The following is a 24,947-nucleotide window of genomic DNA, read 5'->3' on the forward strand; positions in this document are numbered from 1 at the left end:
CCTTTCCTTCGCCCTCAGTCGATACACTCGAGGACATGCACGACATTCACCGTCGCCACCCCGCCGTGCGCATCGGCGATCCCGCGCCGCAAGCGCCGGGCCGGCTGCAGGCCATCATGATAGCGCCCCTGCAGCAATCGGGTCAGCGTGTGCACTTGCGCGATGCCGACCGCTCCCGGTGCGCCGCCCTGGCCGATGAGGCCGCCGGAGAGGTTGACCGGCAGCGGCCCGCCGCGCTCGAAGCGCCCCGCCGCGATGTCGGCGGCAAGGCCCGCCTCCTCGGCGAGTCCGAGTGCGACGAGGCCCTGCAATTCGGCACCGGTATATGCGTCATAGCATTCCACGATATCGATCTGCGCGCCCGGATCCGCGATGCCCGCCATGCGGTAGGCGGCGGCTGCTGCTGCCGCCTTGCCCGCGAACTGCGCGATGTCGGCGCGATCCCCGAGCCGCACGTGATCGCTGGCCGCGCCCGACGCGGTGATGGCGACGCGCGGGCGCACACCTGTTGGCGAGGTCGCGCCACACGCCAGCACCACCGCCGCCGCCCCGTCGCTGATGAGGCTGCAGTCGAGCCGCTTGTAGGGGGCCGCGACCGGCGGCGAGGCGAGCACGTCGTCGATGGTGATCGCCATCGGCTTGTGGGCATCGGGGTTGAAGCGCGCGTTGCCGTGATTCTTGACCGAAACGCTCGCCAGATCTCGCTCATCGAGCCCGCTTCTCTCGAGGAAGGCTCCAGCCGAGAGGGCATAGAGGCTGGTCGCATCCGCCCCCGCGAACCCCTCGAGGTCCGCGTCGAACGAGAGCCCGTAGAGGAACCGCACATCCGCCCCGGAAAGGTGCGAGGCGGCGTGCTCGAACCCGACCACCAGCACACGGTCGGCGAGCCCCGAGGCGATGTGCATGACGCCGGCCCGCACGGCCATCGCGCCGCTCGCCCCGCCCGCTTCGATCCGCATCACCGGCCGCGGCACACCGCCGATCTCGTCGTTCATCAGCGCGCCGGCCGAGAGCTGGAGGGAAAGATGGTCGCTTTCGCTCGCCACCACCACCGCGTCGATCGCCGCCATCGTCAGCCCGGCATCATCGAGCGCGGACCTGGCCACCGCCCTCACCCAGTCGCGCGCGCTGGACCCGTCGGCACTCCGGCGGAATGGCGTCATCGCGCTGCCGAGGACGACGACGTCGAGCATCATGCCGTCGGTGCCTTGCCGCCCCCTGCCTGCCCCTCGTACTCGAGGCGCCGAAGCTCTCCGCGGCGGATCTTGCCCGAACTCGTGAGGGGAAAGGAATCCACGTATTCGATCCGGCGCGGATATTTGTATGCCGCGAGGTTCCGCTTGACGTGCTCTTGCAGTTCCCGCGTCAGCGCCTCGCCCGCTCTTGCCCCGGCCACGAGGCGCACGAACGCCTTGACCACGGCGCCACGCTCGGCATCGGGGCTCGCCACCACCGCGGCCTCCGCCACCGCCGGATGACGCACAAGGCAATCCTCCACTTCCGCCGGGCCGATCCGATAGCCCGCGCTCTTGATGAGATCGTCGCCCCGGCCCTGATACCAGTAGTAACCATCCTCGTCGCGCCGCGCGAGGTCGCGGGTCCGAAGCCAGCGCCCCAGCCTCAACCCTTCCGGAATGCCCGGCTGCCCCCAGTAGCCGAGGAACAGCGTCGGATCGTCGACCGGCGCGACGATTTCCCCCGTCTGACCGGGCCCGACCTCGTTGCCCTCCTCGTCGACCAGCGTCGTGCCGTGCCCCGGATAAGCCTTGCCCATCGAGCCCTGCCGCGCCGGATAGAGCGCCGCGCAGTTGCCGACCAGATGGTTGAACTCGGTCAGACCATAGAACTCGTTGCACACCGCTCCGAGCGCTTCGTTGCACCAGCGCACGATCTCGCCAGGAAGGCTTTCGCCCCCTGTGCATATGGTCCGCACCTTCAGCGCGTGGCGCTGGCGCGGGTCCGCGACCTCCGCCAGTCGTTTTAGGCCGGTCGGCGTGATGAACGCGTGTGTGACCGCGTGCCGGTCCATGAACGAGAACGCCCATTCCGCCTCGTAGCGGTGCCTGCTGGCGATGACCGTATGGCCGCACCACCAGGCCGGCAGCAGCAGGTCGAGCAGCCCCCCGACCCAGGCCCAGTCGGCCGGCGTCCAGAAGACCAGCCCCTCCTCGTCGAGTTCAAGGTTGAAGAAGAGGGAAATGGTCGGCATGTAGGCGTGCAGGATGCGGTGGCCGTGCAACAGACCCTTGGGCAGCCCCGTGGAGCCGGAGGTGTACATGAGCAGGGCCGGCTCGTCCGCGCGGGTCGCGACGGGCGATGGCACCGGACCGTCCCCCGCCATGACGTCCGCCAGAGATATTCCTCCCGCGATCGGCACCGTGCCACACCATATCGCCCGCAGCGGCTGCGCGAGCCCCGCCGCGACCTCGGCATTGGGCGCCCACGTCTCGGCCCGCGTGATGACGAACCGCGCGCCGCAATCACCGAGCGCGTGACGCACCGTTTCGGGACCATAGAGTTCCGAGAGGGTTACGACGACGGCCCCGAGCCGGTAGATGGCGAGATGCGCGATCGCGGTCTCGACACTCTGGCCGGTGTGAACGGCGACCGGCTGGCCGCGCGTGACACCGAGCCGGGCGAGACCACGCGCGAGCCGCCCTGCGGCCTCGTCGAGCTGACCATACGTCCAGCGCTCGATCGGGCCGCCGTCGTCGTTGTCGATCACGAGGGCGAGGTGGTCCCGCCGTGGCCCGGCGGCATGCTTGCCGACGGTGTCGGCCGCGATGTTGGCGTGCGCCGGAATTTCGATCCGCGCTGTACCGCGCCCGGCGTCCACCCGAAAGCCCGCGCGCGAGAGAGCATTATTATCGGAACCCTGAACCTGCATACCCATGGCTCAATTGCTCATCATTTGTTGCGGCAGCCAAAGTGATAGCTCGGGATACATGATGAGGAGCGCCAGAACGATCAGTTCCAGCGCGATGAACGGCAGAACGCCCCTCACCACGTGACCGAAATTCGTTCCCGAATCGACCGCCCCCATCACGGCGAAGAGATTGAGCCCGACCGGCGGCGTGATCACCGAAATCTCGATCAGCTTGACCAGCACGATACCGAACCAGATCGGATCGATCCCGAGTTGCTGGACGACCGGAAAGACGAATGGCAGCGTCACCACCATCATCGACGTCGTGTCGAGGAAACACCCGAGCACGAGGTAGAGCACGCTGACCAGGATCAGAAAGCGAAGCGGCGTGCTCGCGAACGTCGTGATCAGCGTCACCAGTTCGTCGATGACGCCCGAGACCACCAGCATGCGCGAGAACAGCAGCCCCCCGATGAGGATGAGGAAGATGACGCAGCTGATCGACGCCGCATCGCGCAGCGCCGGCAAGAGCGATGGAAAGAAACGCTGCCCGAGCCGCAGCATGGCGAAGAGCAGCGCCCCCGCGGCACCGACCGCGCCCGCGGCCGAGGGCGGAAACACGCCGGCATAGATCCCCCCGAGCACCAGCGTGACGAGGAATGCGATGCCCCAGAGCCATCGCAGCGCCAGGAAGCGGTCGCGCCAGCTCGTCCGCACGCCCGCGAGCGGGGCGACGGAGGGATTGATCCGTACGATGACCGCGATCCCGATCATGTAGACGATCGCCGTCAGGATACCCGGAACGATGCCGGCGATCAGCAGCCGGCCGACCGACTGCTCCGTGATGATCGCATAGATCACCATGGTGATGGAGGGCGGGATCATCGCCGCAAAGCTGCCCGAGGCGGCGATCGAGCCGATCGAGAGGCTGCGCGAGTAGCCCATCTTGAGCATTTCGGGATAGGCGATCCGCGTGAACACGACGGCATTGACCATCGTCGAGCCCGAAATGGCGGCAAAAACCGCCGAGCCGACGATGACGGCCTGATAGAGCCCGCCGCGAACCCGGCGCAGCCAGACGTCCGCCGCGCGAAAGACCTCCTCGGTGATGCCCGCCTTTTCCGCCAGGATGCCCATCAGCACGAACAGCGGCAGCACCGCATAGGCATAGTTGCTGGTGACCGAATAGGGCAGCGACGCCACCTGGCCGAGCACGAAGGCCTCGCCGACGGCGAAATACATCCCCGCGACACCGACCACGCCCAGCGCGATACCGACCGGCACGCCGGCCAGCAGGAAGACGAACAGCGCCCCGATGGAGAGATATGCGATGGTGTTCGCATCCATGCCGCGTCAGCTTTCCTTGGCGATGGTCGGGGCGATCGCCTCATCCGGCTCGAGAAGGCCGGCGAGCGCCTGCAGGCTGATCAGCGTCGTTCCGACCGCGAGCGCCACCCGCGCAGGCCAGACCGGCACCTGGATGAGACCGGAGCTGAACTCCCCGATCATGAAGCTGTTGGCGGCGACCTTCCAGGCGATCCACGACATCAGCACGAAGAACGCCAGCGTGAGGAGACAATTCAAGCGCCAGGAGAGCCGCTTGATTCCGGCCGGCAGCACCTTCTGCAGCACTTCGACGCTGACGTGCTGGCGGTTCGCCTGCGCCATCGCGAGCGCAAGGAAGATGCTTGCGACCATGAGGATTTCGGTGAATTCGAAGGCCCCGGGGATGGGACGCTTCAGGACGAAAATGCCGAACACGTCGGCCGCCCCGATGATGGTCATGGCGAGAATGCAGAGCCCCGCGACGATCGCGGCAGCCGCATTGATAGGCCGGAGCAGCCTGGTCAGTCCCACGCGTCTGCCTCCCTCGTTCGCTGATCGGGGCCGGCGCGCTGGCTAAGCCCGCTCGAAGGACCCATTCCGGCCCCTCTCGGCGCCAAGCTCCGGGCAGGGCCGACGGCCGTTGCCCGGAGCCTCTTTCCTCTGTCGCGTCAGTTGGCCGGAACCACCTCACGCCAGATCGCGACCGCCTGCTCGGCATCGGCCGCCTTGCCCTTGGCCGCCAGCTTGGCGATCAGGTCGGCAAAGAAGTCCGGCAGTGCGGCCTTCCACTTCTTCTTCTCCTCGGCGGGGAACTCGTGGAAGGTGACACCCTGTGCGGCGAGCGCCTCACGCGCCGTCTTCTCGGCGGCGAGCGTTGCCTCCATGTCGCGCACGCGCGCCTCGTTGGCCACTTCCTCGAAGACCTTCTGCTGCTCGGGCGTCAGCTTCTGCCAGGCCTGCTCAGAGATCCAGACACCCCAGCTCGGCCCAAGCCAGAGCGTGACTTCGCTGACGTGCTTGGCCACCTCGAAGATCTTGTAGTTCATCACGAGGTCGACGGAGAAGGGAGCGGTATCCACGACGCCGCGGCTGAGCGACTCGTAGATTTCCGGCAGCGAGAGCGTCACCGGCACACCCTTTGCGGCCTCGACCATGCGCGGCATGTCGGTGCCCCACGTGCGCATCTTCTTGCCTTCCATCTGCGCCACCGTCGTGATCGGCTCCTTGGAGACGAGCAGGTACGGGTTCAGATGGTGGAAAAAGAGCGCGCGCACGCCGTTCGCCTGCCCTTCCTCGCGGAAGCCCGGCACTTCGGCGGCCAGCCGCGTCATCAGCGTGCTGGCCTGCTCCACCGTCTCGACCGCCATCGGGATCGAGTTCGGCGCCGCGTGCAACGGCAGCTCGGTCGGGAAGTAGCCCGCCGACATCGCCGCCATCTCGATGGCGCCGCTGCTCATCAGGCCGAGATTTTCCTTGGCCTTGCCGAGTGCCTCCGACCAGAAGATCTTGATTTCGATCTCACCGTTCGTGCGCTTGGCGATTTCGTCGGCGAACCACTGGTCCACCTTGGAGCCGGCCGTCGTGGCCGGCCATTGGGAGTTGAGCCGCAGCGTCGTCTTCGCCCACGCCGAGGTCGCGAGCCCCGCCACCACCAGACCGGCGGCGAGCGTCGAGGCCAGCAATCGCAGTTTCCTCATTCATTCCTCCTGATTGTTCGGTTTGTTCTTGTTGTTGTTGACAATCGCCGGCAACGCGCCGGCGGCTCCTCCTCACCCACCAGCGGCGGGCTTGGATTCTTCGAGAAGCCTCAGCTCCTTGCGACTGATCTTACCGGTCGACGTGGTCGGAAACCCGTCGACGAACACAATGTCGCGCGGGTACTTGTAGACCGCAAGTTCGGTCTTGACGTGGCGTTGCAGGGCTTCGCGCAACCGCGCGTCCCCGACGATCCCCTCGCGGCACCGGACATACGCGACCACCACCTGCCCGCGCTCACTGTCCGCTCGCCCGATGACCGCCGCCTCGGCGACGTCCGGATGGCGCACGAGGCAGTCCTCGACCTCGGCCGGCCCGATCCGGTAGCCCGCGCTCTTTATGAGGTCGTCGTTGCGCCCGTGATACCAGAAGTAGCCGTCCTCGTCGCGAACGCCGAAATCACCCGTACGCACCCATTCCCCGGTCCGCATCGCGGCGGTTCGCTCGGGCTGACCCCAATAGCCCAGAAAGAGCGTCGGATCGCTCTCGTGCGCGGCGATCTCTCCAAGCGTGCCGTCGGCGACCGGCCGGCCCGCCTCGTCCAGCATCTCGATGCGATGGCCGGGATAGGCCTTGCCCATGGAGCCGGGCCGCACGGGAAAGAGGCCGCTGCTGTTGCCGACGAGGTGGTTGACCTCGGTGAGGCCGTAGAACTCGTTGACCGGCAGGTCCAGCTCGCGGGCGAACCAATCCAGCACCGCGCTCGGCAGCGGCTCGCCGCCCGTGCCTATGGCCCGCAGCGCCAGCTCCGGCCAGCGACGTCGCGGCTCGTCCATTTGCGCCATACGCTTCAGCGCCGTCGGCGTCAGGAAGCAGTGCGTCACCCGGTTTCGCTCGAGGAAGTCGAAGGCCCACTCCGGTGTGAACCGGCCCTGCCCCGCCACGACCGTGTGCCCGAAATGCCAGCCCGTCAGCATCACGTTGACGATGCCGGCGATCCACGACCAGTCGGACGGCGTCCAGAGGCGCATGCCGGGGCTGGCCATGTCGAGTTCGTAAAAGAGCGACACGGAGGAGAAATATCCGGTGAGGAACCGGTGCGCGTGCAGGATGCCTTTCGGCAGCCCCGTGGACCCGGAGGTATAAAGCAGGAGCGCCGGGTCCTCGGCGCGCGTCGTCTCCGGCGCACGGCGCTCGATCCCGTCCGCGATGGTCTCCTCGAACCTGTGCGTCGCCCGACCCGATTGCCCGTCGACCACGAGCGTCGAAATCTGTTGCAGTCCGACGCCGCCGGCCTCGAGCCCCTCGAGAGCGTCCGCCTCGCTCACCATCACTTTCGCGCCGCTGTCGCCTATCACATGCTCGATCGTGCGCGGGCCATAGAGAAGGGAGAGTGGCGCGCTGATCGCCCCGAGCTTGTAGATGGCGAGCGGTGCCACGGCCGCGGCGAGCCCCTGGCCCGCATAGACGATCACGACATCGCCCCGTCGCACGCCACGCAAGGAAAGAAATTGCGCGAATCGGTCCGAGAGGAGGTCGAGTTCGGCGAAAGTGTATCGGGCGCTGGCCCGGTCCGGCCGGTCGACGACGAGGGCGATCTGCCCCCCGTCACGGCCCTTGGCCCGCCGTGTCACCGTGTCGGTCGCGAGATTGTATTCCCTCGGCGTCTCGACCACGTAACGGCGCCGGATGTCCTCATAGGAAAGGTCGAGCCCGCGGCAGGCATTGACGTCCCGGATCGCAGGAGGCGACGACAATTTTTCGGCGCTGTTCGCCATTCCGGACGTTCGCCCTCCACCCTCGATCACGCTGCCCTCTGACGGGGCGCTCCTGGCTCGAGCCTCGACGATATGACATCCCGGCACATATTGACAAACGACAAATTTCTATCGAGCCTCATAACGAGGATTTATCATGTTCACGCTCATCCAGCTCGAGACGTTCTATTGGGTGGCCCGCCTCGGTGGCTTCTCGGCCGCGGCCCGCCATCTCAATGCGACCCAGCCCGCGATCTCCGCCCGCATCCGCCAGCTCGAGCATCTGCTCGGCGCACGGGTCTTCGAGCGCGACAGCCGCGGCATCGCGCTGACCCCGAGCGGGGAATCGCTCTTCCTCGAGGCCGAGGAACTCATCCGCCACGTCGGCCGCATCCGCTATGACCTCTCCGATCCCCGCCTGATCGCTGGTCGCATCCGGATCGGCGTTGCTGAATTGGTCGCCGTCACCTGGCTCAACGCGCTCGTCTCACGCCTCAACGAGACGTATCCCAAGGTCCGCATCGAGCTCGACGTCGACCTCACGCTGTCGTTGAGCGAAAAGCTCGCCGCCGGCGGCCTCGATGTCGCGATCCTGCCGGGGCCGATCGCCGACAGCAGTCTTGAACTCCACTCCGTCGGCAGCGCCCCCTTTGCCTGGATGGCGAGCCCGTCGCTGGGCGTGCCCGCCGGCCCCATCACGCCGAAGGACCTCGCCGCCTGGCCGATCATCACGCTTTCGAACCGCTCCAACCTCCACAAGCTGCTCGAGGAGTGGTTCGCGCGCGGCAGCGCGCAGTTGCGCCGCATCGACGTCTGCAACAGCCTCAGCGTGGTGACCCAGATGGTCCTGGCCGGCCTCGGCATCAGCTATCTGTCGGTTCTGCAGACCCGGGAGATGGTCGGCTCCGGTCGCCTTCACATCGTCGAAACGACGCCGACGATCGCAGCGCTCGAATACTTCGTCGCCTTCCCGCGGCGATCCACCGCACCGCTTGCGGCAGCCGTCGCGCGCCTTGCCGTCGAGGTCAGCAACTTCGATCCGGCGCCAACGCTGGAGATACCGTCACCGCCAACCCGGGCGAGATCGCGCAAGGCTTCGGGCCGCCCCATAACGCGTTCGCGGGGCGCGAAACGCCGGCAGCACGGTTGAGGCGGCCGGCCCTCTGGTTCGAATACCCGTTCCAGAGTTCACGGCCCCGAGCCCACGCCCCTCAGGAGCGCGTGCGCAGCCAGACGACGAAGCGCTGCAGTCCCGCCCCGATCAGCGCGCCGAGCAGCGGCGCGGCGACGTAGACGCTCAGCCAGCCCCCACGCGGACCCGGAATGGCAATCGTCCCCCAGCCGAGGAAATAGCTGACGATGCGCGGCCCGAGATCGCGGGCCGGGTTGAGACCGGCCTGTGTCAATGGGGCCACGACCGAGATGATGGCCGCGACGCAGAGCCCGATGACCACCGCGATCGCTCCGTCCGGCGGGCGAGAGGGATTGTGCGAACTGGTCAGCGAGAAGACGACGAACGCCAGCATCGCCGTGCCGACCATCTCCGCCAGGAACGCCCTCTCGAGAGAAACGATGCGCCAGGCGTCCTCGGCGGTTCCATAGACGGCGGGATTGGGAAAATATTCCCCGAACACCATCGCCGAAAGCTCGCTCGATGGTCCACCGCGCAGCAGCCCGCGCCGCGCCTCGAACTCGACGATCGCCTCGGCGAACATCGCATAGAGCACGAGCGCGGCGACCATCGCGCCGGCAAGCTGCGCCAGCCAGTAGAGTGGAACGCGGCGGAGCGGAAACCTGTCGTAGACCGAGGCCGCCAGCGTGATCGCCGGGTTGATGTGTGCCCCCGAGAGCCCGGCCGTGATGTAGATGGCGAGACTGACGCCGATGAACCAGACCACCGCCACCTGCCAGAGGCCCATCTGCGCGCCGGTCGCGACCGCCGCCATGACCGAGCCGACCCCGAAGAAGACGAGAATGAAGGTGCCGATGAACTCGCCGGTGATCGCCCCGGCGAGCGGCGGAAGGGCGGGTGCCGGGGCCTCGACGCGGCTTTCGGCAGACGTTTCGGTTCTCTGATTCATTTCTGGCTCTCGAGTTGCGGTGGCACGTCGCGTGCCCGCGCGATGAGGATATGCTCGGAGGCGCTCGCGTCGAATTGCGCGCCAGCGAGCCGCGCGGCACTCATGTCCGTCTGCCTGAGCCGGCTCTTGCGCAGATCGGCCCCCTCGAGGCTTGCACCCGCGAGCAGTGCCAGTGTCAAATCCGCCTCCCCGAAGCGCGCGCCATCGAGCCTCGCGGCATAGAGGCGGGCGAGTGAGAGGTTGCTCTGGCTGAAGTCGGCACCCTTGGCATGGCCTCGGGTGAGATCGACATGATTGAGCCGGGCACCGACGAGGCGGGCACCATCGAGGATCGCCTCACGCATGTCGCAGCCGATGAGATTGGCCTGCGAAAGATCGGCGCCGACGAACCGCGTCCCCTTGAACCGGGCCGGTCGCGGTCGATCCTGGCCCGGCTCCGGCGAACCGGCCCCCGCGCCAACGAGGATCGCGCCACTGAGGTCGGCCTGGCTGATCTCGGCACCAGCCAGCCAGGCCTTCGTGAAGTTGGCGTTGCGTGCGTCCACCTTGCGCATGACCGCTCCGCCGAGCAGGACCCCCTCGGCCTTCACGCCCCGCATGGTCGCGCCCGACAGGTCGGCAAGCAGCATGATTGCGCCGGTGAGGTCCGCCCCCACCAGGTTGGCCAGCGTCAGATCGGCATTGCCGAGGTTGGCGCCGGAGAAATTCGCCCCGAGCGCCGTTGCCCGCCGCAGCCGGGCTTCGCGCAGATCCGCGTTACGCAGGTTGGCGCCGGCAAGGTTCGCCCCCGTCAGGTTGGCGCCCCTGAGATCGACCCCCTCGAGATTGCGCCCCGCGAGATTTGCGTTGATGAGGTTGGCGCCGGCAAGCTTGGCGCCGGGTTCGATCTGGCGGATCGCGCTCTGCCCGAACGCGGCGCCGTGGGGGTCGGGGACGGCGAGCATGGCCGCGCCGGCAATGACGCCAGCCAACGCAACGAGCATGAACAGGCCGGTTTCGAGCCTTGCGCGCATTCTCATCCGGCCACGTTCTGAGGAAGGAAGGAAACGGTCTTGATCAGTTCGGGGATCCGCCCGACGCGGCGAATGTCCGCCCACACCCCCTTGTAGTAGGGGATCGTCGTCGCCGGGTCCACGTGGTCGCTGATGAGATCGCCCGCCGCCCCGCGCGGCTGACCGAACACCATGAACGCGTGCCCCCGTTTGACCGCGTCGGTCGGATAGGCGAGGGCCTGTACGTTCCCCATGTCGTTGGCCAGCTCGATGAGATCGCCGGCCGTGATCCCGAGTTCGCTCGCATCCTCTGGATGCATTTCGACGTACGGCAGCGGCGAGCGCTCGTTGTAGAATGGCAGATGGCGGTGGTGGTACATCGTCTGCCAGAGGTGGTTCGAGCGCCCGTTGTTGATCCAGAAGCGATAGCGCTCGCGCTGCTTGGCGACCTTTGCGGCATATCCCTCCCAAGGCGGCGACGCAGGTATGAAGCGCGCCTTTCCCGATGGCGTCGAGAAGCGGCCGTGCTCGTGCATGCGCACACTGCCGACGACTTGACCGTCGATGACCCGTGTCGGGGTCTGCAGCCCGTTGGTGCCGAGGTCTCGAAGCATGGCATAATCGACGCCGGCATATCCCTCCATCGGGTCACTGCCGTCGCCCTTGAAGGTATGGCGCGCGTCGATGAAGACCGCCTCGTCCGTCTCCCAGTCGAAGTCGCGGAACCGGTTGGCGAGCGCGGTGTCACCCTCCGTGAGGTAGAGTTGCCGCAATTCGCGGGCGAAGGTCGCCAGGATCCGCCAGTCGGCCATCGCCTCACCGGGCGGATCCATGAAGCGCTGGTGCAGCCGCAGACGGCGCTCACCGTTGATCGAGGTGAGATTCATCTCCCCCCACTGGGCGGCCGGCAGCACGAGATGCGCATGGTTCGCCGACGCGGTCATGTAGATGTCCTGAACGAGGACGAGCGTGCCGCCGTTCTTGAGCGCCTCGACCACCGCCTCGGCGCGCTGGTCGACATCGAGCCCCCGGGTCGCGGCCAGCGCATCGGCGACGGGTTTGCCCCGCTCCTTGAGCGCGCCCTCCATGGCTTCTGCCCGCAGTGTCGTCAGCACCGGATTGCAGCCGCCGATCCAGAACACCTTGGCATCGCCGCGGCGCACGGCTTCGTCGACGTTCAGCGCCGGCCGGCTTCCCGGATAAGGCGGCCGCACATAGGCTTCCTGGTGCCCGCCGAGGCGCGAGACGCCCGTCCCTGGCCGCCCGACGTTGCCCGTGAGCAGCGCGAGATCGACGATGGCGGCGATATTCTCGTAGTTCTTCAGCCCCCAGATGAGGCCCTTTTCATAGTGCAGCAGAGCGCGCGCCCGCCGGCCCGCCTTGCGTGGCTTTGCGATCCATTCGGCTGCCTTGACGATGTCGGCCTCGGCAACGCCCGTGATGCGCACCGCCTCCGCCAGCACGTCGGCGATCGGCCGATCCACCATGAGGCTGTTACGCTGGTAGGCTTCGAACGTCTGCACCTCGCAGTGCGCGCCGATGAAGGTCGAATCGTGCCAACGGCGCTCGGCGATGACGCGGCCGATCGCGTTGAGCAGCCAGATGTCCGTTCCAGGCTCGAGCCTGAGGTGCAGGACCTGTTCGGCTCCCCCGACGATCTCGGCGCTCGCGACGGAGATCGTGCGGCGCGGATCGACGATGATCATGCGCCCGGCCTCGGCGTCCGCATCCCCGAACGAGGAGCGCTTCAGCGGCACCGATTCGCCAGAGAGGTTCCTCATCATGTGGTTGAGGAAATAATTCGTCTGCGCCTCGTAAGGGTTGGCGCCCACGATGAGGATCGTATCGGCCAGCTCGGCGTCCAGATAGCCGTTGGTCAGCGGCGCGACACCCGCATCACCGGCCGCGTGGACTTCCGAGTTGTAGGCAGGACGATTGTGAATGGCGGCCGTGCGCGTGCCGACACCGTCGAAGAAGAAGCGCCCGATGGCCCAGTTGTTCTCGAAGCCGCCACCGCCGCCGCCATGGTCGAAGAACTTCATGCCGACCGAATCCGGACCCCAGCGGTCGATGCACGCCTTGATCACGCGCGCGCCGAGCGCCACGGCTTCCGTCCAGCCGATCACCTGATGCGTGTCGCCCTCGCGGATCAGCGGCGTGGTCAGGCGCGAGCGCGTCGGACCGTCTGCGGTATAGAGCGTCGAGGCGAGTGAGCCTCCGCGCACCGAGGCGAGGCCCGCGTTGACGACGCATTCCTTGTCGGCGACGATCGCGACCGAATAGCGGTTGCCGTCCCGCTCGGTGATGACGTTGTGCATCGACGGCGAAACCCACACACCGTCGGCCGGTTGCTGCTCCGCGAGGTCCACGCCGAAAGCATTGTCGCCCGGGGCCGTTCCGCCATCGCGGCCGGCCGGCCATTTGTAGACCTTATAACCGCAACCGACGATGCAGAACTGGCATGCCGTCGCGTAGACCTCGGCGTCGCGCGGAGGAATACGGCTCGAGGACATCGGCTTCACCTTCTCCTAGAGGATATTGGTGTGGCGCCCGTAGATCAGCCCTTTGACACCGACGGCCTGGACTTTGCCGTCCTGGACCTTGAGGCTGATCTGCGGCAGCGCTTCGGTTGCCTGACCGATGACGATACGCCCGGACTTGGCGGCATCGAAGCTCGAGAAATGACAGGGACAGATCAGCATCTGGCGATCTGCGAGGAACTGCACGGGGCAGCCCTTGTGAGTGCAGAGCAGCGAATAGGCGACGATACTCTCGTTGGGACCGACACCGCCTTCGGCGGGCCCCGCGAGCCTCAGGAGCACGGCGGGCGAGTTCTCGTCCGGATATTCGAAAACCACCTCCGCGCCGACCTCGAGATCGGCGATCGCCGCGATCTCGGTCACCGGAAACGTCGGGTTCGCGGCTGCGCCCGGTCGCGCGGCGGCGGCACCGAGCCCGGCCGCCAGCCCGAACGCACCGGCCTTGAGGAAACTGCGGCGCCCGATGCCCGCAGCCGCGCCGGCTCCCCGAGACGTCGATTTATCATCCGCCATCTTTTTCCCCTCTGACGCGCGCGCCGCCGCCTCCGAGAGCGGACGCCGCCGCGGCGATTGTCGCCATTTGCAGGTCCGACGGCACCGAAATCCCGACCGCCCGGCGCCCCAGGCGTAGGGGAATCACCCCTCGGATATCAAGACATAAATACCGTCGCCACGCGTTTCCACGGCGTAGACCGCTATGCGCTCGTCGATATTGGGGCAGACACCGGTCTTGAGATCGTACTCACGACCGTGCCAGGGACAGACGATGTAACCGTCCTCGATCGCGCCCTGACCAAGCGGTCCGCCGACGTGCAGACAGCGGTTGTCTAGGGCATGATATCCGTCGCCCGTGCGTGCCAGAGCAACGAGCTTGCCACCGGCCTTGACCGTGCGACATTCGTTTTCGCCGATCTCATCGAGATCGGCGACCTTGTGCCAACTCCCTTCTGCCATGCCTCACACCTTCCAATCGAACGTGAGCGACATGTCGTGGAAATCGTCGATCTCGTCGTCGGAGTTCGCGAGCACGCGAAAGCCCTTGCGACCATTTCCTGTGTCGAGACCGTTCTGCACGATCGTGCGGCTCGCGATCCAGCCATCGGCGAACTTGTGGCCGAGCAGCAGGAGGTGGCAGCCGCCGGGGATCTCGATACCGTTGTCGGGCCCGAGGCGGGTATTCATCGGACGCGGCGTGCGCCAATCGGCGAGCGGCTTGCGGGCGTCTCCACCCTCGAGCAGAACGGCGCGCTGGATCCGCCAGGCGTGCGAGCGAGCGAGGAGGTGCGCGCCGCCGGCCGGCACCACGCAGGCGATGGCATGGACGTGCTCACCCGAAAAGCCGAGCTTGGACGCGATGTCCGATCCCATCGACGTCGCGTGCCCCCCACAGGCGGCCGCGTCGCCCCCCTTGGCCCGATCGGCGAGGGCCTTGACGGCACCCGCATCGATCAGGCTGGGCGCCGTGTAGCTCATATCCCTGAACTGCTCGTAGGCGTACTCGGGGACGGGAAAGCGTTTCCACGCGACCATGCGATCTCTCCAACTCTGGTCTGCTGGGCTCTTCGAGCGGGTCAATTGAAGCCTTTGTCGCGGAGCCAGGGACCGGACGCGCGAACGCTGGTGGGCGAACCCACCACGCCCGGCATCCGACGCGACAGCGCCGACAGAGTTTCCTTTCACCCCACGACTGTCAACTGGCCGGCCCGACACGCTGGCCGCTTTCCGGCCGTCCGGTCGGCAACGGGGGTATGCATCCACTCGGTGGCCTCAGCTCATCGACCAGACGCCGCAAGCGATCCGGCCACCACGCTCGAAGGCCTCGTCGCCCGCGATCTCGTAGCTGGCGAGTGCCACCATGCTCTCGCGCGGGAAGTGGCTCCGCCGGCAGTCGCCGCAGAGCACCACGACGCCGCTCCGCGCCCGATGGCGCAACCACGCCGTGACGCGCAGCGCCTCGAGCCGATCATACCAGAGGTCACCCGCCAGCAGCACGCTGCCCGCCGCCACGTCCAGATCGCAGAGGTCCGCGGTTCGCCGGGTGAGGCTGACGCCGTTTGCCGCCGCGTTGATGTCGCAAGCCAGCCCGGCGAACGGGTCGCGATCGACCGCCGTCACGTCATCGGCTCCCGCCAGGCACGCCGCGATCGCCGCCAGCCCGCTGCCCGCCCCGACATCGACCACCGTCCGGCCGGCGACCAGCTCCGGTCGGTCGAGAACCAGCCGCGCCAGCGCCTGCCCCCCGGGCCAGGCCCGCGCCCAATAGGGCACCCCCACGCCGGCACGCCCTGCGCGCGCCCTGAATGTCTCGAACGCCTCATCGTGTGCGGCCAACCGCAACACCACCTCCGGCACCAGCTCGCCGTGGCCGGCAACCGTCGCGGCAATGATCTCGTCGCTGAGGGGAGGCGACATTTCGCGCACCTTTCTTTGCCGTGGCGCAGCCTCTATATGGCGACGAAGCGATACCGACCGAGGCTGGAGGAGACCCAACAATGGCGAAGTGCGTGGTTCTGTGCTGGCAGGAAGTGCCGTCGGTTGTCGAGGCAAAGGACTCCAGCGGCACCCACAAGATCCAGCTTTCCGAACGCTTCCAGGAACTGATCGACATGGTCGCGATGCGCCGCGGCCTCGATGGCACCGACGACTACCTGATGGAATGGCGCAAGGAGCCGGCGATCGAGCGCCCCGGCACGCCCGAGGAGGCCGCCAAATCACTCGCCGCAGAGATCGAGGCGCGCTACGAGCACTACAAGAGCGAGGGCATCCGAATCTCCCAGGAGATGAAGAAGGGCAGCTGACCGGCCGGCCAGGTGGCAGCCGGCGCTGAAGGCCCGACTGCCCGCTCCCGCCCTGCCGCTGCGCGCAGCATCGTCAGACGGCCAAGGATTGCCTTCGGGCCGGCATAGCGACCGGCCCAGCCGCTCGCGCGCGACGGTGAGGTCGTGAACGCCGGTCGGTCCTTCCAGAGCCGATCACGGTGCGCACGAACTTCGACCCGGACCTGAGAATCCCCGGAGCGACCCCTTGCAACGGGCGCAAGGGGGGAGCGCCAGCGGCGACGGGGAACAGTGCCCTGACGCGGCTTGCGTGCGCCACCGTGCCGGCGTATACGCAAAATATATTCTGAATATGCAGAAGGGATCTGGGATGAAAGAGCTACTCCCGCGCGAACGCTTCATCCGTGCGCTTCGTCGCGAGCCGATCGATAGGGTGCCACTCCTCTATCGCATGAAGCACGAAGCCAAGGAGAAGCTGGCCCGCGTCTACGGCATCACGAACGCCGCGACCGGTCGCAAGCACAATCCGGAGCTCGAGCTGAGGCTGGGCAACGACGCCATCATCTACCAGATCGGCATCAACGCCGACTTCTCGCACCGTCACATCGAGATCGGCGAGACTTGGTTCAACCACTTCGGCGTCGGCTACGGCAAGTCCGGCCTCGAGGGGCGCACCAAGGAAGAGCAGGAAATTTTCTCCAAGACGCAGGAGTTTTGGGGACCCGCCAAGGTCGTGCCGGAGAACTTCCCCAAGGTCCACCCCGTCAAGAACATGGACGAGTTGAAGGCCTACACGTGGCCGGACCCGAACGACAAGGACATCCTCGCCCCGATCGCGAGCCTCGTCGAGCAGTACGGCAAGGACTACTTCATCATCGTCGATCTTTCGTCGTCGCTGATCGAGGCGGCCTACGCCCACATCATGGGCACGCAGAATTTCTTCCTCTACCTGTTCGACGAGCCGGAGCTGATCGAGGGCGTGCTCGACGGCCTGACGCACTACTATACCGAACTCGGCAAGAACGCCATTAAGATGGGGGTCGATATGATCCGCATCGGTGACGACATCGGCGCCCAGCAGTCGATGATGATCTCGCCCAAGCAGTGGCGTGAGCTTGCCAAGCCGCGGCTCGACTACATGCTGAAGGAGTTCCGCAAGACGAACTCGGAACTCTTCATCAAGTCGCATTCGTGCGGAGATTATTCTCCGGTGCTCCCGGACATGGTGGAACTCGGTTTCGATCTCGCCGGCCTCATGCAGCCGACCGGCGGCCTCAAGGACCAGGTCGGCATCAAGAAGAAGTTCGGCGGCGACATCGCCCTCATCGGCGGCTTCGACGTGCAGCGCCTGCTGCCCCGTGGCCAGGTCGAGGACGTACGCAAGGGCGTGCTCGAGTGCATGAAGAACCTCGCCGTCGGCAGCGGCTACATCTTCTCGCCCTCGCACTACATCCTCGCCGACGTTCCGATCCAGAACATCTACACGATGCTGGAAGCCCAGCGCGACTTCGGCACGTATGGGAAGTACCCGCTCAACTGAGCGCGGCCCCCGGCGATACCAAGTGAGATCGAAAGCAAGGAAGTGACATGACCGACGAACCACAAATCGTCCCGCCGAAGGACTGGGAAAGCCGCGTGCCCGCGGGCTGGGAGTGGCAGACGCTCTGGGAGGCCGTCGAGAGCGGCGACCACAAGTACGCCGACAAGCGCGTGCGCGAGGCGATCGACGCTGGCATCGATGCCAAGGTGATCCTGGACGATGGCCTCTTTCCCGGCTTCAACGTTCAAGGCGACCGCTTCTCGGCCCAGATCATCTTCATTCCGGAGATGCTCATCACGGCCCGCGCCATGAAGGCCGGCCTCGCGCTCATCCGCCCGCTGCTCGCAGCCAAGGCGGAAAAGCCACTCGGCACTTTCGTCATGGGCACCGTGCTCGGCGACATGCACGACATCGGCCAGTCGATCGTCACCATCATGCTGGAGAACGCGGGCTTCCGGGTCATAAACCTCGGCACCGACGTTCATCCCGACAAGTTCATCGAAACCGCGATGAACGAGAAGGCCGACCTCGTCGGCTTCTCGGCGCTGCTCTCGACGACCGTCTACTACCAGAAGGTGACGATCGACGAGTTCGAGAAGGCCGGCCACCGCAACAAGGTCGGTATCCTGATCGGTGGCGCGCCGACGTCCCAGGAGTGGGCCGACGAGTGCGGCGCCAACGGCTGGGGGCGTGACGCCATGGAGGCGGTCAAGCTCGCCCGCCGCCTGATGGTCGAGCAAAACCGCGAAGCGTGGGCCTGAGATCATGAGCACGCACGTCGACGTCGAATTCAAGAGCCCCGAAGCAGGCGAGCCCTCGCGCCGCGCGAGCTGCCTGCCCGGGGCCACCATCCTCGATGCCGCCCATGCTTGTGGTGTCGAGATCGTCGCGACGTGCGGTGGACGCGGCCGCTGCCGTAGCTGCCGCGTCCAAGTGCTCGAGGGTCAGGTTCCGCCCCCGACCGTCCAGGACAACATCCAGCTGGGGCCCGAGGCGGTTCGCGAGCGCTTCCGCCTCGCCTGCCAGACCAAGCTGATCGACGACGTCAAGGTGGTCGCCCTACCCCCGCGGGTCGAGGCCGGCCACCAGATCATGGCCGCCGCCAAGATGTCGGACGATGCCGCCCTCGAGATCGCCTCGGGCGTGGTCAAGCGTCTCGTGACGGCCAAGGCCCCAACCAGTGAACACCATCAGTCCTCGGACCACGAGGAGGTTTGGCTCGCGCTCGGCGAGGGCGTCGCGCGCGAGATGCCGCTCGACGTCCTGCGCAAGCTGCCGATGGCCTTGCGCAAGGAAAGCGGCAAGATCACCGTCACGACCTTCAACAACCGCGTCATCGACATCGAGCCGGGCGACACGACGGCGCAGGCCTACGGCATGGCCTTCGACATCGGCACCACCAGCATCGTCGGCAGCCTCATGGACCTGGCGACCGGCGAGGAGTTGGCGACCGTCGGCGGCGTCAATCCCCAGGCCCCCTACGGCGGCGACCTCATGAGCCGCATCGCCTTTGCCCAGTTCAACGACAAGAAGCTCCAGACGCTGCGCGCCAAGGTGCTGAATGCGATAACGGATTTCGTCAAGGAAGCCTGCGAGCGCGCGAACGTATCGATCGACCACGTCTACAAGATCGTGGTCGTCGGCAACACCTGCATGCACCACATCCTCTTTGGCATCGACGTCTCCTATGTCGGGCTCGCTCCCTATGCGCCGGTGGTTCGCGATCCACTCGCCTATCCGGCCCGCGAGTTGCCGCTGAAGGGCATCCCGAACGCCATGGTCTGTACGCTGCCGATCGTTGCCGGCTTCGTCGGCGCCGACACCATGGCCTGCGTCCTGGCCACCCGGATCTATGAAAGTGAGGTGGTCCGCGCCCTCGTCGACATCGGCACCAACGGCGAGGTGGTGATGGGCTCCAAGGACCGCCTCATGGCCTGCTCGGCACCCGCCGGCCCAGCCTTCGAGGGGGCTCAGATCCGCCACGGCATGCGCGGCGCCGCCGGGGCCATCGAGCGCGTCGAGATCGACGAGGACGTCAGCTGCAATGTCATCGGCGGCTCGCAGCCCATCGGCATCTGCGGCTCGGGGCTGATCGATGCCTGCGCCAAGATGATCGATGCCGGGGTTATGGACCGCACCGGCCGGCTGCGCCTGCGCCAGCGCGACAACCTGCCGGCCGCCGTCGGCAAGCGCATCGTCGACGGCCCGAACGGCGTCGAATTCGTCCTCGCCTGGGCGGAAAGCTCGGGCAAAGGCGAGGCAGTCACGTTGACCCAGGCCGACGTGCGCCAGCTCCAGCTCGCCAAGAGCGCCATCTACTCCGGCGTCGTCATGCTCCAAGAGGTGATGGAACTTCCGAACGACGACTTCGTCGAGTTGATGCTCTGCGGCGGTTTCGGCAACTACATCGACATCGCCAGCTCCGTAAAGATCCGTCTGCTTCCCGAGCTCCCCGTCGAGCGCATCACCTACGTCGGCAACGCCGCCGCGCTCGGCGCGCAGATGGCTCTGCTGAGCGAGGCCGAACGTGACCGCGCCTGGGAATTGGCCGGACGCATCGAGCACGTGGCCCTCGCCGCACGTCCCGAGTTCCAGGATATCTTCGTCGACGGCATGCAATTCGGCGAGCCCGCGCGCGCCGTGCCGGCGGCACCCAAGATCGTGGCGGTTGGAGGCTGACATGAGGATCGACCTGCTGTTCGGATTTCTCGGCTCCGGCAAGACGACACTGGCCAGTCGGATCCTGAAGGAATGGGGCGGCAAATCGAAGCTCGCGCTCGTCGTGAACGAATTCGGCGACGTGGGCGTCGACGGCGACATCCTGCGTGGCGCCAGCATCGACATGATCGAGCTGAACTCCGGCTGCCTCTGCTGCACGCTGAAGGGCAGCCTCATCCTCGCCATCGACGAACTCGCCGCAAAGGGTGCCGAGCACATCGTGGTCGAGGCGACCGGCGTTGCCTCGCCCGACGAGATGCTGGACAGCCTCGTCGACGAGCCGATCCTCGAGCGAACTCGCTTTGGACCGATGACGACCGTGGTCGACGGCTCCAAGTTCCTCAAGGTTCGAGAACTGCTCGGCGATTTCTATTGCGCGCAGATCGCCTGCGCCGACCTGCTCGTCGTCAATAAAATCGATCTCGTCGACACAGCCACCCTCGAGAACGTCACGCGCCAGCTCCGCGAACTCAACCCCGACGCCGTGATCCGCTATGCCGAGCGCGGTAACATCGACATCGACGAAATCATGCAGGGCCCGGAAAGCCGCGTCGCGGCCGAATACTTCGGCAACGTGCTGGTCGACGGGTACGACTGCCGCGACGCCCACTGCGATGATCCGAGCCACCACCACCACGATCACGACCACGACCACGACCACGATCACCATGGGCACGGGCATCACGCCCATCGCCATGCTCCGGGCGAGTCGTTCGTGATCGACATGCCGGGCGAAATCGACCGCGCCGCGCTCGTCGCCCTGATGGGGCGCATGCCGGAGCGGCTATGGCGGGCGAAGGGCTTCGTGCGCAACGCCGGCGCCAGTCACCTCCTCCAATACGCGATGGGCAACCTCGAGATCACGCCGAGCGAGCCGCGCGAACGCCATTACCTCGTCTTCATCGGCCAGGATCTCGACCGCGGCTCGATCGAGCGCGAGTTGGCAGCCCTGAGCTCACGAGAGGCGGTGAGCTGATGGCCAACGTCGCGGTCTTTCCGGCTCCGGAGCCCCGCTCCCTCGGCGAGCGTGCCTACCAGCGCCTCGTCAAGATGATCACGCGGCTCGACCTTGCACCCGGCCAGATCATCAACGAGCGCCAGCTCATCGAGGAACTCGGCATCGGCCGCACGCCGATCCGCGAGGCGCTGCACCGGCTGGTCGGCGAGGGCCTCGTCGTTCACCATCGCAACCGCGGCATGTTCGTTGCAGATCTCAACGCGACCACGGTCAAGCACATCTACGAATTCCGCGCCCTGGTCGAGCTGGAAGCGGCGCGCCTGGCCGCGCTGCGAGCCGGCAACGGCGACATCGCCGAATTGCGCGACATCGCCCAGCGGATGCGTGAGGCCGCCAGCGCCGGTGCCATCGATCTCTATGTCGAACTCGACCGCGCCTTCTACGTCTCCCTTGCCCAAGCCGCGGAGAACGAGTTCCTGCGCGATGTCATCCCGCGCACGTTCAACCACCACCTGAGGGTCTGGTTCTTCATCGCCTCGCGCTCGGGTGGCTGGAACGAAATCATCGGCGCGCATATGAAGATGGTGGCGACGGTCGTCGAAGGCATCGCCGATCGCGATCCCGAACGCGCCGTTGACGCCCTCAGCACCTACATCACGGAACGCCACCGTGACGCTACCACTGCCAAGTGAGGCGGCGACATGAGAGAGTTGCAACAGCAGCGGCGGGCCGGGCGTGGCGTCGCCGGATCAACGAGGAGTGAAATGCCATGAGCCGCGACCTGCAATCGAGCGAGAAGCCGGATTTCGTTGCGCGCTACGGCGCCGGGGCCGCCTGCGAGAAATGCGGCAACAAGGACGTCACGATCCGGATCTGGGAAGGCTATGCCTCCCCCGCCAAGAACGTCGGCGGTGACCTCGGTCCGGACAACGTCGTCGGCGCGATCGTGATCTGCGAAAACTGCGGTCACGGCCAGACCGTTTCGCGCGCCGAAATGCGCGGCAAGTCCAAGGCCGCCTGACCCGGCCATGGAGCGGGGCAGCGCTGGTCGAGCAGCCGGCGCTCCCCCACGACGCACCCCGTGCGCGAGCCCTCTGAACGCCTCGCGCCAGCCTACCCTTTCAGGTGGCAAGTCTTGCAAGCCGCCTGATGACTGCACAAGTCGTTAGGGGTATTGCAAAAAAGCGATGGTCCATTCGCGCATCCCCCCACGGTGAGAATTCGAATTCCTCACCGTTAATCGGCCGAGCATCCGATCGCCGACGGACAAAAAACGACAACGATTTCAACGAGTTTCATCGGAGCCCACCCAACCGGAGCGGACTCCTGCACGGGTGGTCGGCACGCCGTGTGTCGCCGCTCCGCCCCCTAGTGACAAGCGCCCTCCTTGCCATAAAGTAGGATCGTGGATCTCGACGGACGTGGGGCGCGGCACAGCGAACGGCTTGCCGCGTTTGGCGTCGAGCACACCGACGCTCGCCATCCCCCCTTCCAGAATCGTGTTCGGGGCGGGAGCAGCGCCGGATTGCGCCGCTGGCCAGGCGGAACGTGCCCATTGGGAGGAGATTTCTCGAATGACGTATCAAGAGCGCGATCTCGGGGAAAGGATCGCCGAGATCAAGGGCGCCAAGGTCATAAAGAGCTTTTGCTACACGTGCCCTTGGCAGTGCCCGACCGAGGTCTTCGTCAAGGACGGCAAGATCGTCTACCACAAGGGCAACCCCGAATCTCCGAACAACATCGGCTCGCGCTGCGCCAAGGGCATGGCCAGCTGGTGGGTGACGCAGGACCCCGACCGCCTCAAGTTCCCGATGCTGCGCACCAGTCCCAAGGGCAGCGCGCCGGAATTCAAGCGCATATCGTGGGACGAAGCGTTCTCATTCATCGCCGACAAGCTGACGATGATCCGCGAGAAGTGGGGCCCCGAGGCCGTCGCCCTCACCTGCCATCACGATCCGAACACCCAGTTCTACCGCCATCTGCTGGGTGAGCTTTACGGCTCGCCCAACATGTACGCCCACACCTCGGGCTGTGAGATGGACCGGCGCTCGGCGTGCCTCACGGTCTTTGGCCACGTCTTTCCGATGCACGACTTCGCCAACTCGAAGTACGTCATTCTCTGGGGCATGAACATGCTCGGCGCCAACCAGGGCCTCTGGGAAAGCCGGGCCCTGCTCGCCGCCAAGAAGAAGGGCTGCAAGCTCGTCGTGGTCGACCCCAACTTCACGGAAACCGCGCAGAAGGCCGACGAGTGGATCCCGATCCGCCCGGGCACCGACGCCGCCATGGCCCTCGCCATGTGCAAGGTCATCATCGACGACAACCTCTACGACAAGCAGTTCGTCCAGAAGCATTGCGAAGGCTTCGCGGGCTTCCGCGATCACTTGGCCGAAAAGGGTTACACCCCGGAGTGGGCCGCTGAACTGACCGGCATTCCAGCCGAGACGATCCGCCGCATCGCACACGAGTTCGCAACCACCAAGCCGGCCATGTCCGCGATTTTCAAGGGGTCGGGCTACTACACCAACGGCAACGACGCCGGCCGCGCCTGCTACATCCTCGATGCCCTCGTCGGCGAGGTCGACAAACCCGGCAACATCCACCTCAAGGATTGGGCCCCCCTCGGCAATCCGGTCGTCATTCCCGACGCCGCCAAGGGCAAGGCCGGCAATCCGGCGCTGCACGTCGCCATGGGCTATCCGCTCGCGCCCGACCTGCCGAACGCGCGCCTGCCGGAGGCGGTTATCAACGGCAACCCGTATCCGGTGAAGGGGCTCTTCGTTCATGCCACCAACCCGGTGATGAGCGACCCCAACCGCGAGCGCATGCTCGAGATGTTCCGCAACCTCGAGCTGGCGGTCGCCTGCGAACTCTACATGAGCGAGACCGCCCAGGAGTGCGACATCGTCCTGCCCGAGACCTCGTTCTACGAGCAGGCGGAGTTGCGCCAGGGCATGTGGCTCGGGCCCGAGGTCGTCCTCTGCCAGCCCGTGGTGCCGGCCGTCGGGGAATCCAAGGCCCCCTACGAGATCGTCAAGGGCATCGCCGCCAAGATGGGCTGGGCCGAGCATTTCCCCTACGAGAAGTGGGAGGATTGGGCCGAGGTGATGATGGCCAACGTGCCGATGAGCGTCGAGGAGATCAAGCAGAAGGGTTTCTGGGCATCCCCCACGATCGCCTTCGACAAGGTCAAGAACGGCGTCGGCACCAAGAGCGGCAAGATCGAGATCTACTCACACGCCTACGCCGATGCCGGGCACAATCCCTATCCCGAATGGCGCGAGCGCTCGGTGATGCCGGACGAGGCCTATCCACTCCAGCTGACGCACTCCAAGCTTTCGATGCACTGCAACATCGTCACGCAGAACAATCCCTATCTCATGGAGATTTGCGGAGAGAACTGGGTGGAGATCAATTCGAGCGACGCGGCCCGCTACGGCATCACGGACGGACAGATGATCTGGCTCGAAAGCCCGAAGGACAAGGTCAAAATCAGGGCCAAGGTCGTCGAGGGCCTCGTGCCGGGTTGCGTTTCAGTGCGCCACGGCCACGGCTTCGGCCACTGGGCGATGGGCTCCGTCGCCAAGGGCAAGGGCGCCCACTCCAACAACCTCATGGACAGCCACACCAATCCGGTGACCGGCGCGAATTGCTACAACGAATGCAAGGTCCGGGTTTCGGCGGCCAGATAGGGAGA

At 66.2% G+C, this 24,947-nt stretch carries 22 protein-coding genes; 9 read left to right on the forward strand and 13 right to left on the reverse strand.

All coding sequences use genetic code 11. The annotated features are described in order from the left end of the window. Positions 1-14: 14 nt before the first annotated feature. The 6 genes from GC150_05575 to GC150_05600 all read right to left on the reverse strand — a co-directional run bounded on the left by GC150_05575 (position 15) and on the right by GC150_05600 (position 7,665). Positions 15-1,196, reverse strand: coding sequence for a hypothetical protein (locus GC150_05575; protein ID MBI1384360.1), 1,182 nt, complete (start codon positions 1,194-1,196; stop codon positions 15-17). Continuing rightward, the gene (locus GC150_05580) at positions 1,193-2,893 is read right to left on the reverse strand and encodes an AMP-binding protein (GenBank protein MBI1384361.1); all 1,701 of its coding nucleotides are present in this window, start codon (positions 2,891-2,893) and stop codon (positions 1,193-1,195) included. The genes GC150_05575 and GC150_05580 overlap by 4 nt, the downstream gene beginning before the upstream one ends. A 3-nt stretch (positions 2,894-2,896) precedes the next feature. Next, the gene (locus GC150_05585) at positions 2,897-4,213 is read right to left on the reverse strand and encodes a TRAP transporter large permease subunit (protein ID MBI1384362.1); all 1,317 of its coding nucleotides are present in this window, start codon (positions 4,211-4,213) and stop codon (positions 2,897-2,899) included. Positions 4,214-4,219: 6 nt separating this feature from the next. Next, positions 4,220-4,723 (reverse strand): TRAP transporter small permease subunit, encoded by a 504-nt coding sequence (locus GC150_05590; GenBank protein ID MBI1384363.1) that lies wholly within the window; start codon positions 4,721-4,723, stop codon positions 4,220-4,222. Positions 4,724-4,860: 137 nt separating this feature from the next. After that, positions 4,861-5,889: a hypothetical protein gene (locus GC150_05595; protein ID MBI1384364.1), complete on the reverse strand. Its 1,029-nt coding sequence runs from the start codon at positions 5,887-5,889 to the stop codon at positions 4,861-4,863. Positions 5,890-5,961: 72 nt separating this feature from the next. Then, positions 5,962-7,665 carry an AMP-binding protein gene (locus GC150_05600; GenBank protein MBI1384365.1) on the reverse strand — a complete coding sequence of 568 codons (1,704 nt, stop codon included), beginning with the start codon at positions 7,663-7,665 and terminating at the stop codon, positions 5,962-5,964. Positions 7,666-7,801: 136 nt separating this feature from the next. On the opposite strand from GC150_05600, the gene GC150_05605 reads away from it, so the two are divergent. Next, the gene (locus GC150_05605) at positions 7,802-8,794 is read left to right on the forward strand and encodes a LysR family transcriptional regulator (protein ID MBI1384366.1); all 993 of its coding nucleotides are present in this window, start codon (positions 7,802-7,804) and stop codon (positions 8,792-8,794) included. 61 nt (positions 8,795-8,855) lie between these two features. On the opposite strand, the gene GC150_05610 is transcribed toward GC150_05605, so the two are convergent. From GC150_05610 to GC150_05640, 7 genes are all read right to left on the reverse strand, one after another. Next, positions 8,856-9,725 carry an MIP family channel protein gene (locus GC150_05610; GenBank protein ID MBI1384367.1) on the reverse strand — a complete coding sequence of 290 codons (870 nt, stop codon included), beginning with the start codon at positions 9,723-9,725 and terminating at the stop codon, positions 8,856-8,858. Continuing rightward, positions 9,722-10,744: a hypothetical protein gene (locus GC150_05615; protein MBI1384368.1), complete on the reverse strand. Its 1,023-nt coding sequence runs from the start codon at positions 10,742-10,744 to the stop codon at positions 9,722-9,724. The genes GC150_05610 and GC150_05615 overlap by 4 nt, the downstream gene beginning before the upstream one ends. Then, a complete protein-coding gene (locus GC150_05620) occupies positions 10,741-13,230 on the reverse strand; it encodes an arsenate reductase (azurin) large subunit (protein ID MBI1384369.1) in 2,490 nt (829 codons plus the stop codon). Before GC150_05620 ends, GC150_05615 begins: the two co-directional genes overlap by 4 nt. A gap of 15 nt (positions 13,231-13,245) precedes the next feature. Then, positions 13,246-13,770: an arsenate reductase (azurin) small subunit gene (locus GC150_05625; GenBank protein MBI1384370.1), complete on the reverse strand. Its 525-nt coding sequence runs from the start codon at positions 13,768-13,770 to the stop codon at positions 13,246-13,248. Positions 13,771-13,893: 123 nt separating this feature from the next. Then, complete coding sequence (locus GC150_05630) at positions 13,894-14,211, reverse strand: Rieske 2Fe-2S domain-containing protein (protein MBI1384371.1); 318 nt, start codon at positions 14,209-14,211, stop codon at positions 13,894-13,896. Positions 14,212-14,214: 3 nt separating this feature from the next. Then, positions 14,215-14,787, reverse strand: coding sequence for a hypothetical protein (locus tag GC150_05635; protein MBI1384372.1), 573 nt, complete (start codon positions 14,785-14,787; stop codon positions 14,215-14,217). A 237-nt stretch (positions 14,788-15,024) separates the two neighbouring features. After that, positions 15,025-15,669 (reverse strand): methyltransferase, encoded by a 645-nt coding sequence (locus GC150_05640; protein MBI1384373.1) that lies wholly within the window; start codon positions 15,667-15,669, stop codon positions 15,025-15,027. Between the two features lie 80 nt (positions 15,670-15,749). Between GC150_05640 and GC150_05645 the strand changes: the two genes are divergently transcribed. The 8 genes from GC150_05645 (at position 15,750) to GC150_05680 (ending at position 24,942) form a co-directional block, all read left to right on the forward strand. Beyond that, positions 15,750-16,055, forward strand: coding sequence for a hypothetical protein (locus GC150_05645; protein ID MBI1384374.1), 306 nt, complete (start codon positions 15,750-15,752; stop codon positions 16,053-16,055). 331 nt (positions 16,056-16,386) lie between these two features. Next, complete coding sequence (locus tag GC150_05650) at positions 16,387-17,574, forward strand: hypothetical protein (protein MBI1384375.1); 1,188 nt, start codon at positions 16,387-16,389, stop codon at positions 17,572-17,574. Between the two features lie 47 nt (positions 17,575-17,621). After that, positions 17,622-18,335: a cobalamin-binding protein gene (locus GC150_05655; protein ID MBI1384376.1), complete on the forward strand. Its 714-nt coding sequence runs from the start codon at positions 17,622-17,624 to the stop codon at positions 18,333-18,335. Positions 18,336-18,339: 4 nt separating this feature from the next. Continuing rightward, the gene (locus GC150_05660; GenBank protein MBI1384377.1) at positions 18,340-20,253 is read left to right on the forward strand and encodes a DUF4445 domain-containing protein; all 1,914 of its coding nucleotides are present in this window, start codon (positions 18,340-18,342) and stop codon (positions 20,251-20,253) included. Position 20,254: 1 nt separating this feature from the next. Beyond that, positions 20,255-21,268 carry a hypothetical protein gene (locus GC150_05665; GenBank protein ID MBI1384378.1) on the forward strand — a complete coding sequence of 338 codons (1,014 nt, stop codon included), beginning with the start codon at positions 20,255-20,257 and terminating at the stop codon, positions 21,266-21,268. Continuing rightward, entirely contained in the window at positions 21,268-21,942 is a 675-nt protein-coding gene (locus GC150_05670) for an FCD domain-containing protein (protein ID MBI1384379.1), read from the forward strand. The genes GC150_05665 and GC150_05670 overlap by 1 nt, the downstream gene beginning before the upstream one ends. Before the next feature lie 77 nt (positions 21,943-22,019). After that, complete coding sequence (locus GC150_05675; protein ID MBI1384380.1) at positions 22,020-22,271, forward strand: hypothetical protein; 252 nt, start codon at positions 22,020-22,022, stop codon at positions 22,269-22,271. Positions 22,272-22,824: 553 nt separating this feature from the next. Continuing rightward, the gene (locus GC150_05680) at positions 22,825-24,942 is read left to right on the forward strand and encodes a molybdopterin-dependent oxidoreductase (GenBank protein ID MBI1384381.1); all 2,118 of its coding nucleotides are present in this window, start codon (positions 22,825-22,827) and stop codon (positions 24,940-24,942) included. Positions 24,943-24,947 lie beyond the last annotated feature (5 nt).

The organism is Hyphomicrobiales bacterium, from assembly GCA_016125495.1.
In the GTDB taxonomy this organism is placed as follows: domain Bacteria; phylum Pseudomonadota; class Alphaproteobacteria; order Rhizobiales; family RI-29; genus RI-29.

Coding starts and splice junctions, on each gene's coding strand:
- GC150_05600 (MBI1384365.1), bottom strand. CDS start 7,665: ATGGCGAACAGCGCCGAAAAATTGTCGTCGCCTCCTGCGATCCGGGAC.
- GC150_05585 (MBI1384362.1), bottom strand. CDS start 4,213: ATGGATGCGAACACCATCGCATATCTCTCCATCGGGGCGCTGTTCGTC.
- GC150_05665 (MBI1384378.1), top strand. CDS start 20,255: ATGAGGATCGACCTGCTGTTCGGATTTCTCGGCTCCGGCAAGACGACA.
- GC150_05630 (MBI1384371.1), bottom strand. CDS start 14,211: ATGGCAGAAGGGAGTTGGCACAAGGTCGCCGATCTCGATGAGATCGGC.
- GC150_05605 (MBI1384366.1), top strand. CDS start 7,802: ATGTTCACGCTCATCCAGCTCGAGACGTTCTATTGGGTGGCCCGCCTC.
- GC150_05575 (MBI1384360.1), bottom strand. CDS start 1,196: ATGATGCTCGACGTCGTCGTCCTCGGCAGCGCGATGACGCCATTCCGC.
- GC150_05650 (MBI1384375.1), top strand. CDS start 16,387: ATGCAGAAGGGATCTGGGATGAAAGAGCTACTCCCGCGCGAACGCTTC.
- GC150_05615 (MBI1384368.1), bottom strand. CDS start 10,744: ATGAGAATGCGCGCAAGGCTCGAAACCGGCCTGTTCATGCTCGTTGCG.
- GC150_05655 (MBI1384376.1), top strand. CDS start 17,622: ATGACCGACGAACCACAAATCGTCCCGCCGAAGGACTGGGAAAGCCGC.
- GC150_05670 (MBI1384379.1), top strand. CDS start 21,268: ATGGCCAACGTCGCGGTCTTTCCGGCTCCGGAGCCCCGCTCCCTCGGC.
- GC150_05640 (MBI1384373.1), bottom strand. CDS start 15,669: ATGTCGCCTCCCCTCAGCGACGAGATCATTGCCGCGACGGTTGCCGGC.
- GC150_05610 (MBI1384367.1), bottom strand. CDS start 9,725: ATGAATCAGAGAACCGAAACGTCTGCCGAAAGCCGCGTCGAGGCCCCG.
- GC150_05580 (MBI1384361.1), bottom strand. CDS start 2,893: ATGGGTATGCAGGTTCAGGGTTCCGATAATAATGCTCTCTCGCGCGCG.
- GC150_05620 (MBI1384369.1), bottom strand. CDS start 13,230: ATGTCCTCGAGCCGTATTCCTCCGCGCGACGCCGAGGTCTACGCGACG.
- GC150_05635 (MBI1384372.1), bottom strand. CDS start 14,787: ATGGTCGCGTGGAAACGCTTTCCCGTCCCCGAGTACGCCTACGAGCAG.
- GC150_05680 (MBI1384381.1), top strand. CDS start 22,825: ATGACGTATCAAGAGCGCGATCTCGGGGAAAGGATCGCCGAGATCAAG.
- GC150_05625 (MBI1384370.1), bottom strand. CDS start 13,770: ATGGCGGATGATAAATCGACGTCTCGGGGAGCCGGCGCGGCTGCGGGC.
- GC150_05675 (MBI1384380.1), top strand. CDS start 22,020: ATGAGCCGCGACCTGCAATCGAGCGAGAAGCCGGATTTCGTTGCGCGC.
- GC150_05595 (MBI1384364.1), bottom strand. CDS start 5,889: ATGAGGAAACTGCGATTGCTGGCCTCGACGCTCGCCGCCGGTCTGGTG.
- GC150_05645 (MBI1384374.1), top strand. CDS start 15,750: ATGGCGAAGTGCGTGGTTCTGTGCTGGCAGGAAGTGCCGTCGGTTGTC.
- GC150_05660 (MBI1384377.1), top strand. CDS start 18,340: ATGAGCACGCACGTCGACGTCGAATTCAAGAGCCCCGAAGCAGGCGAG.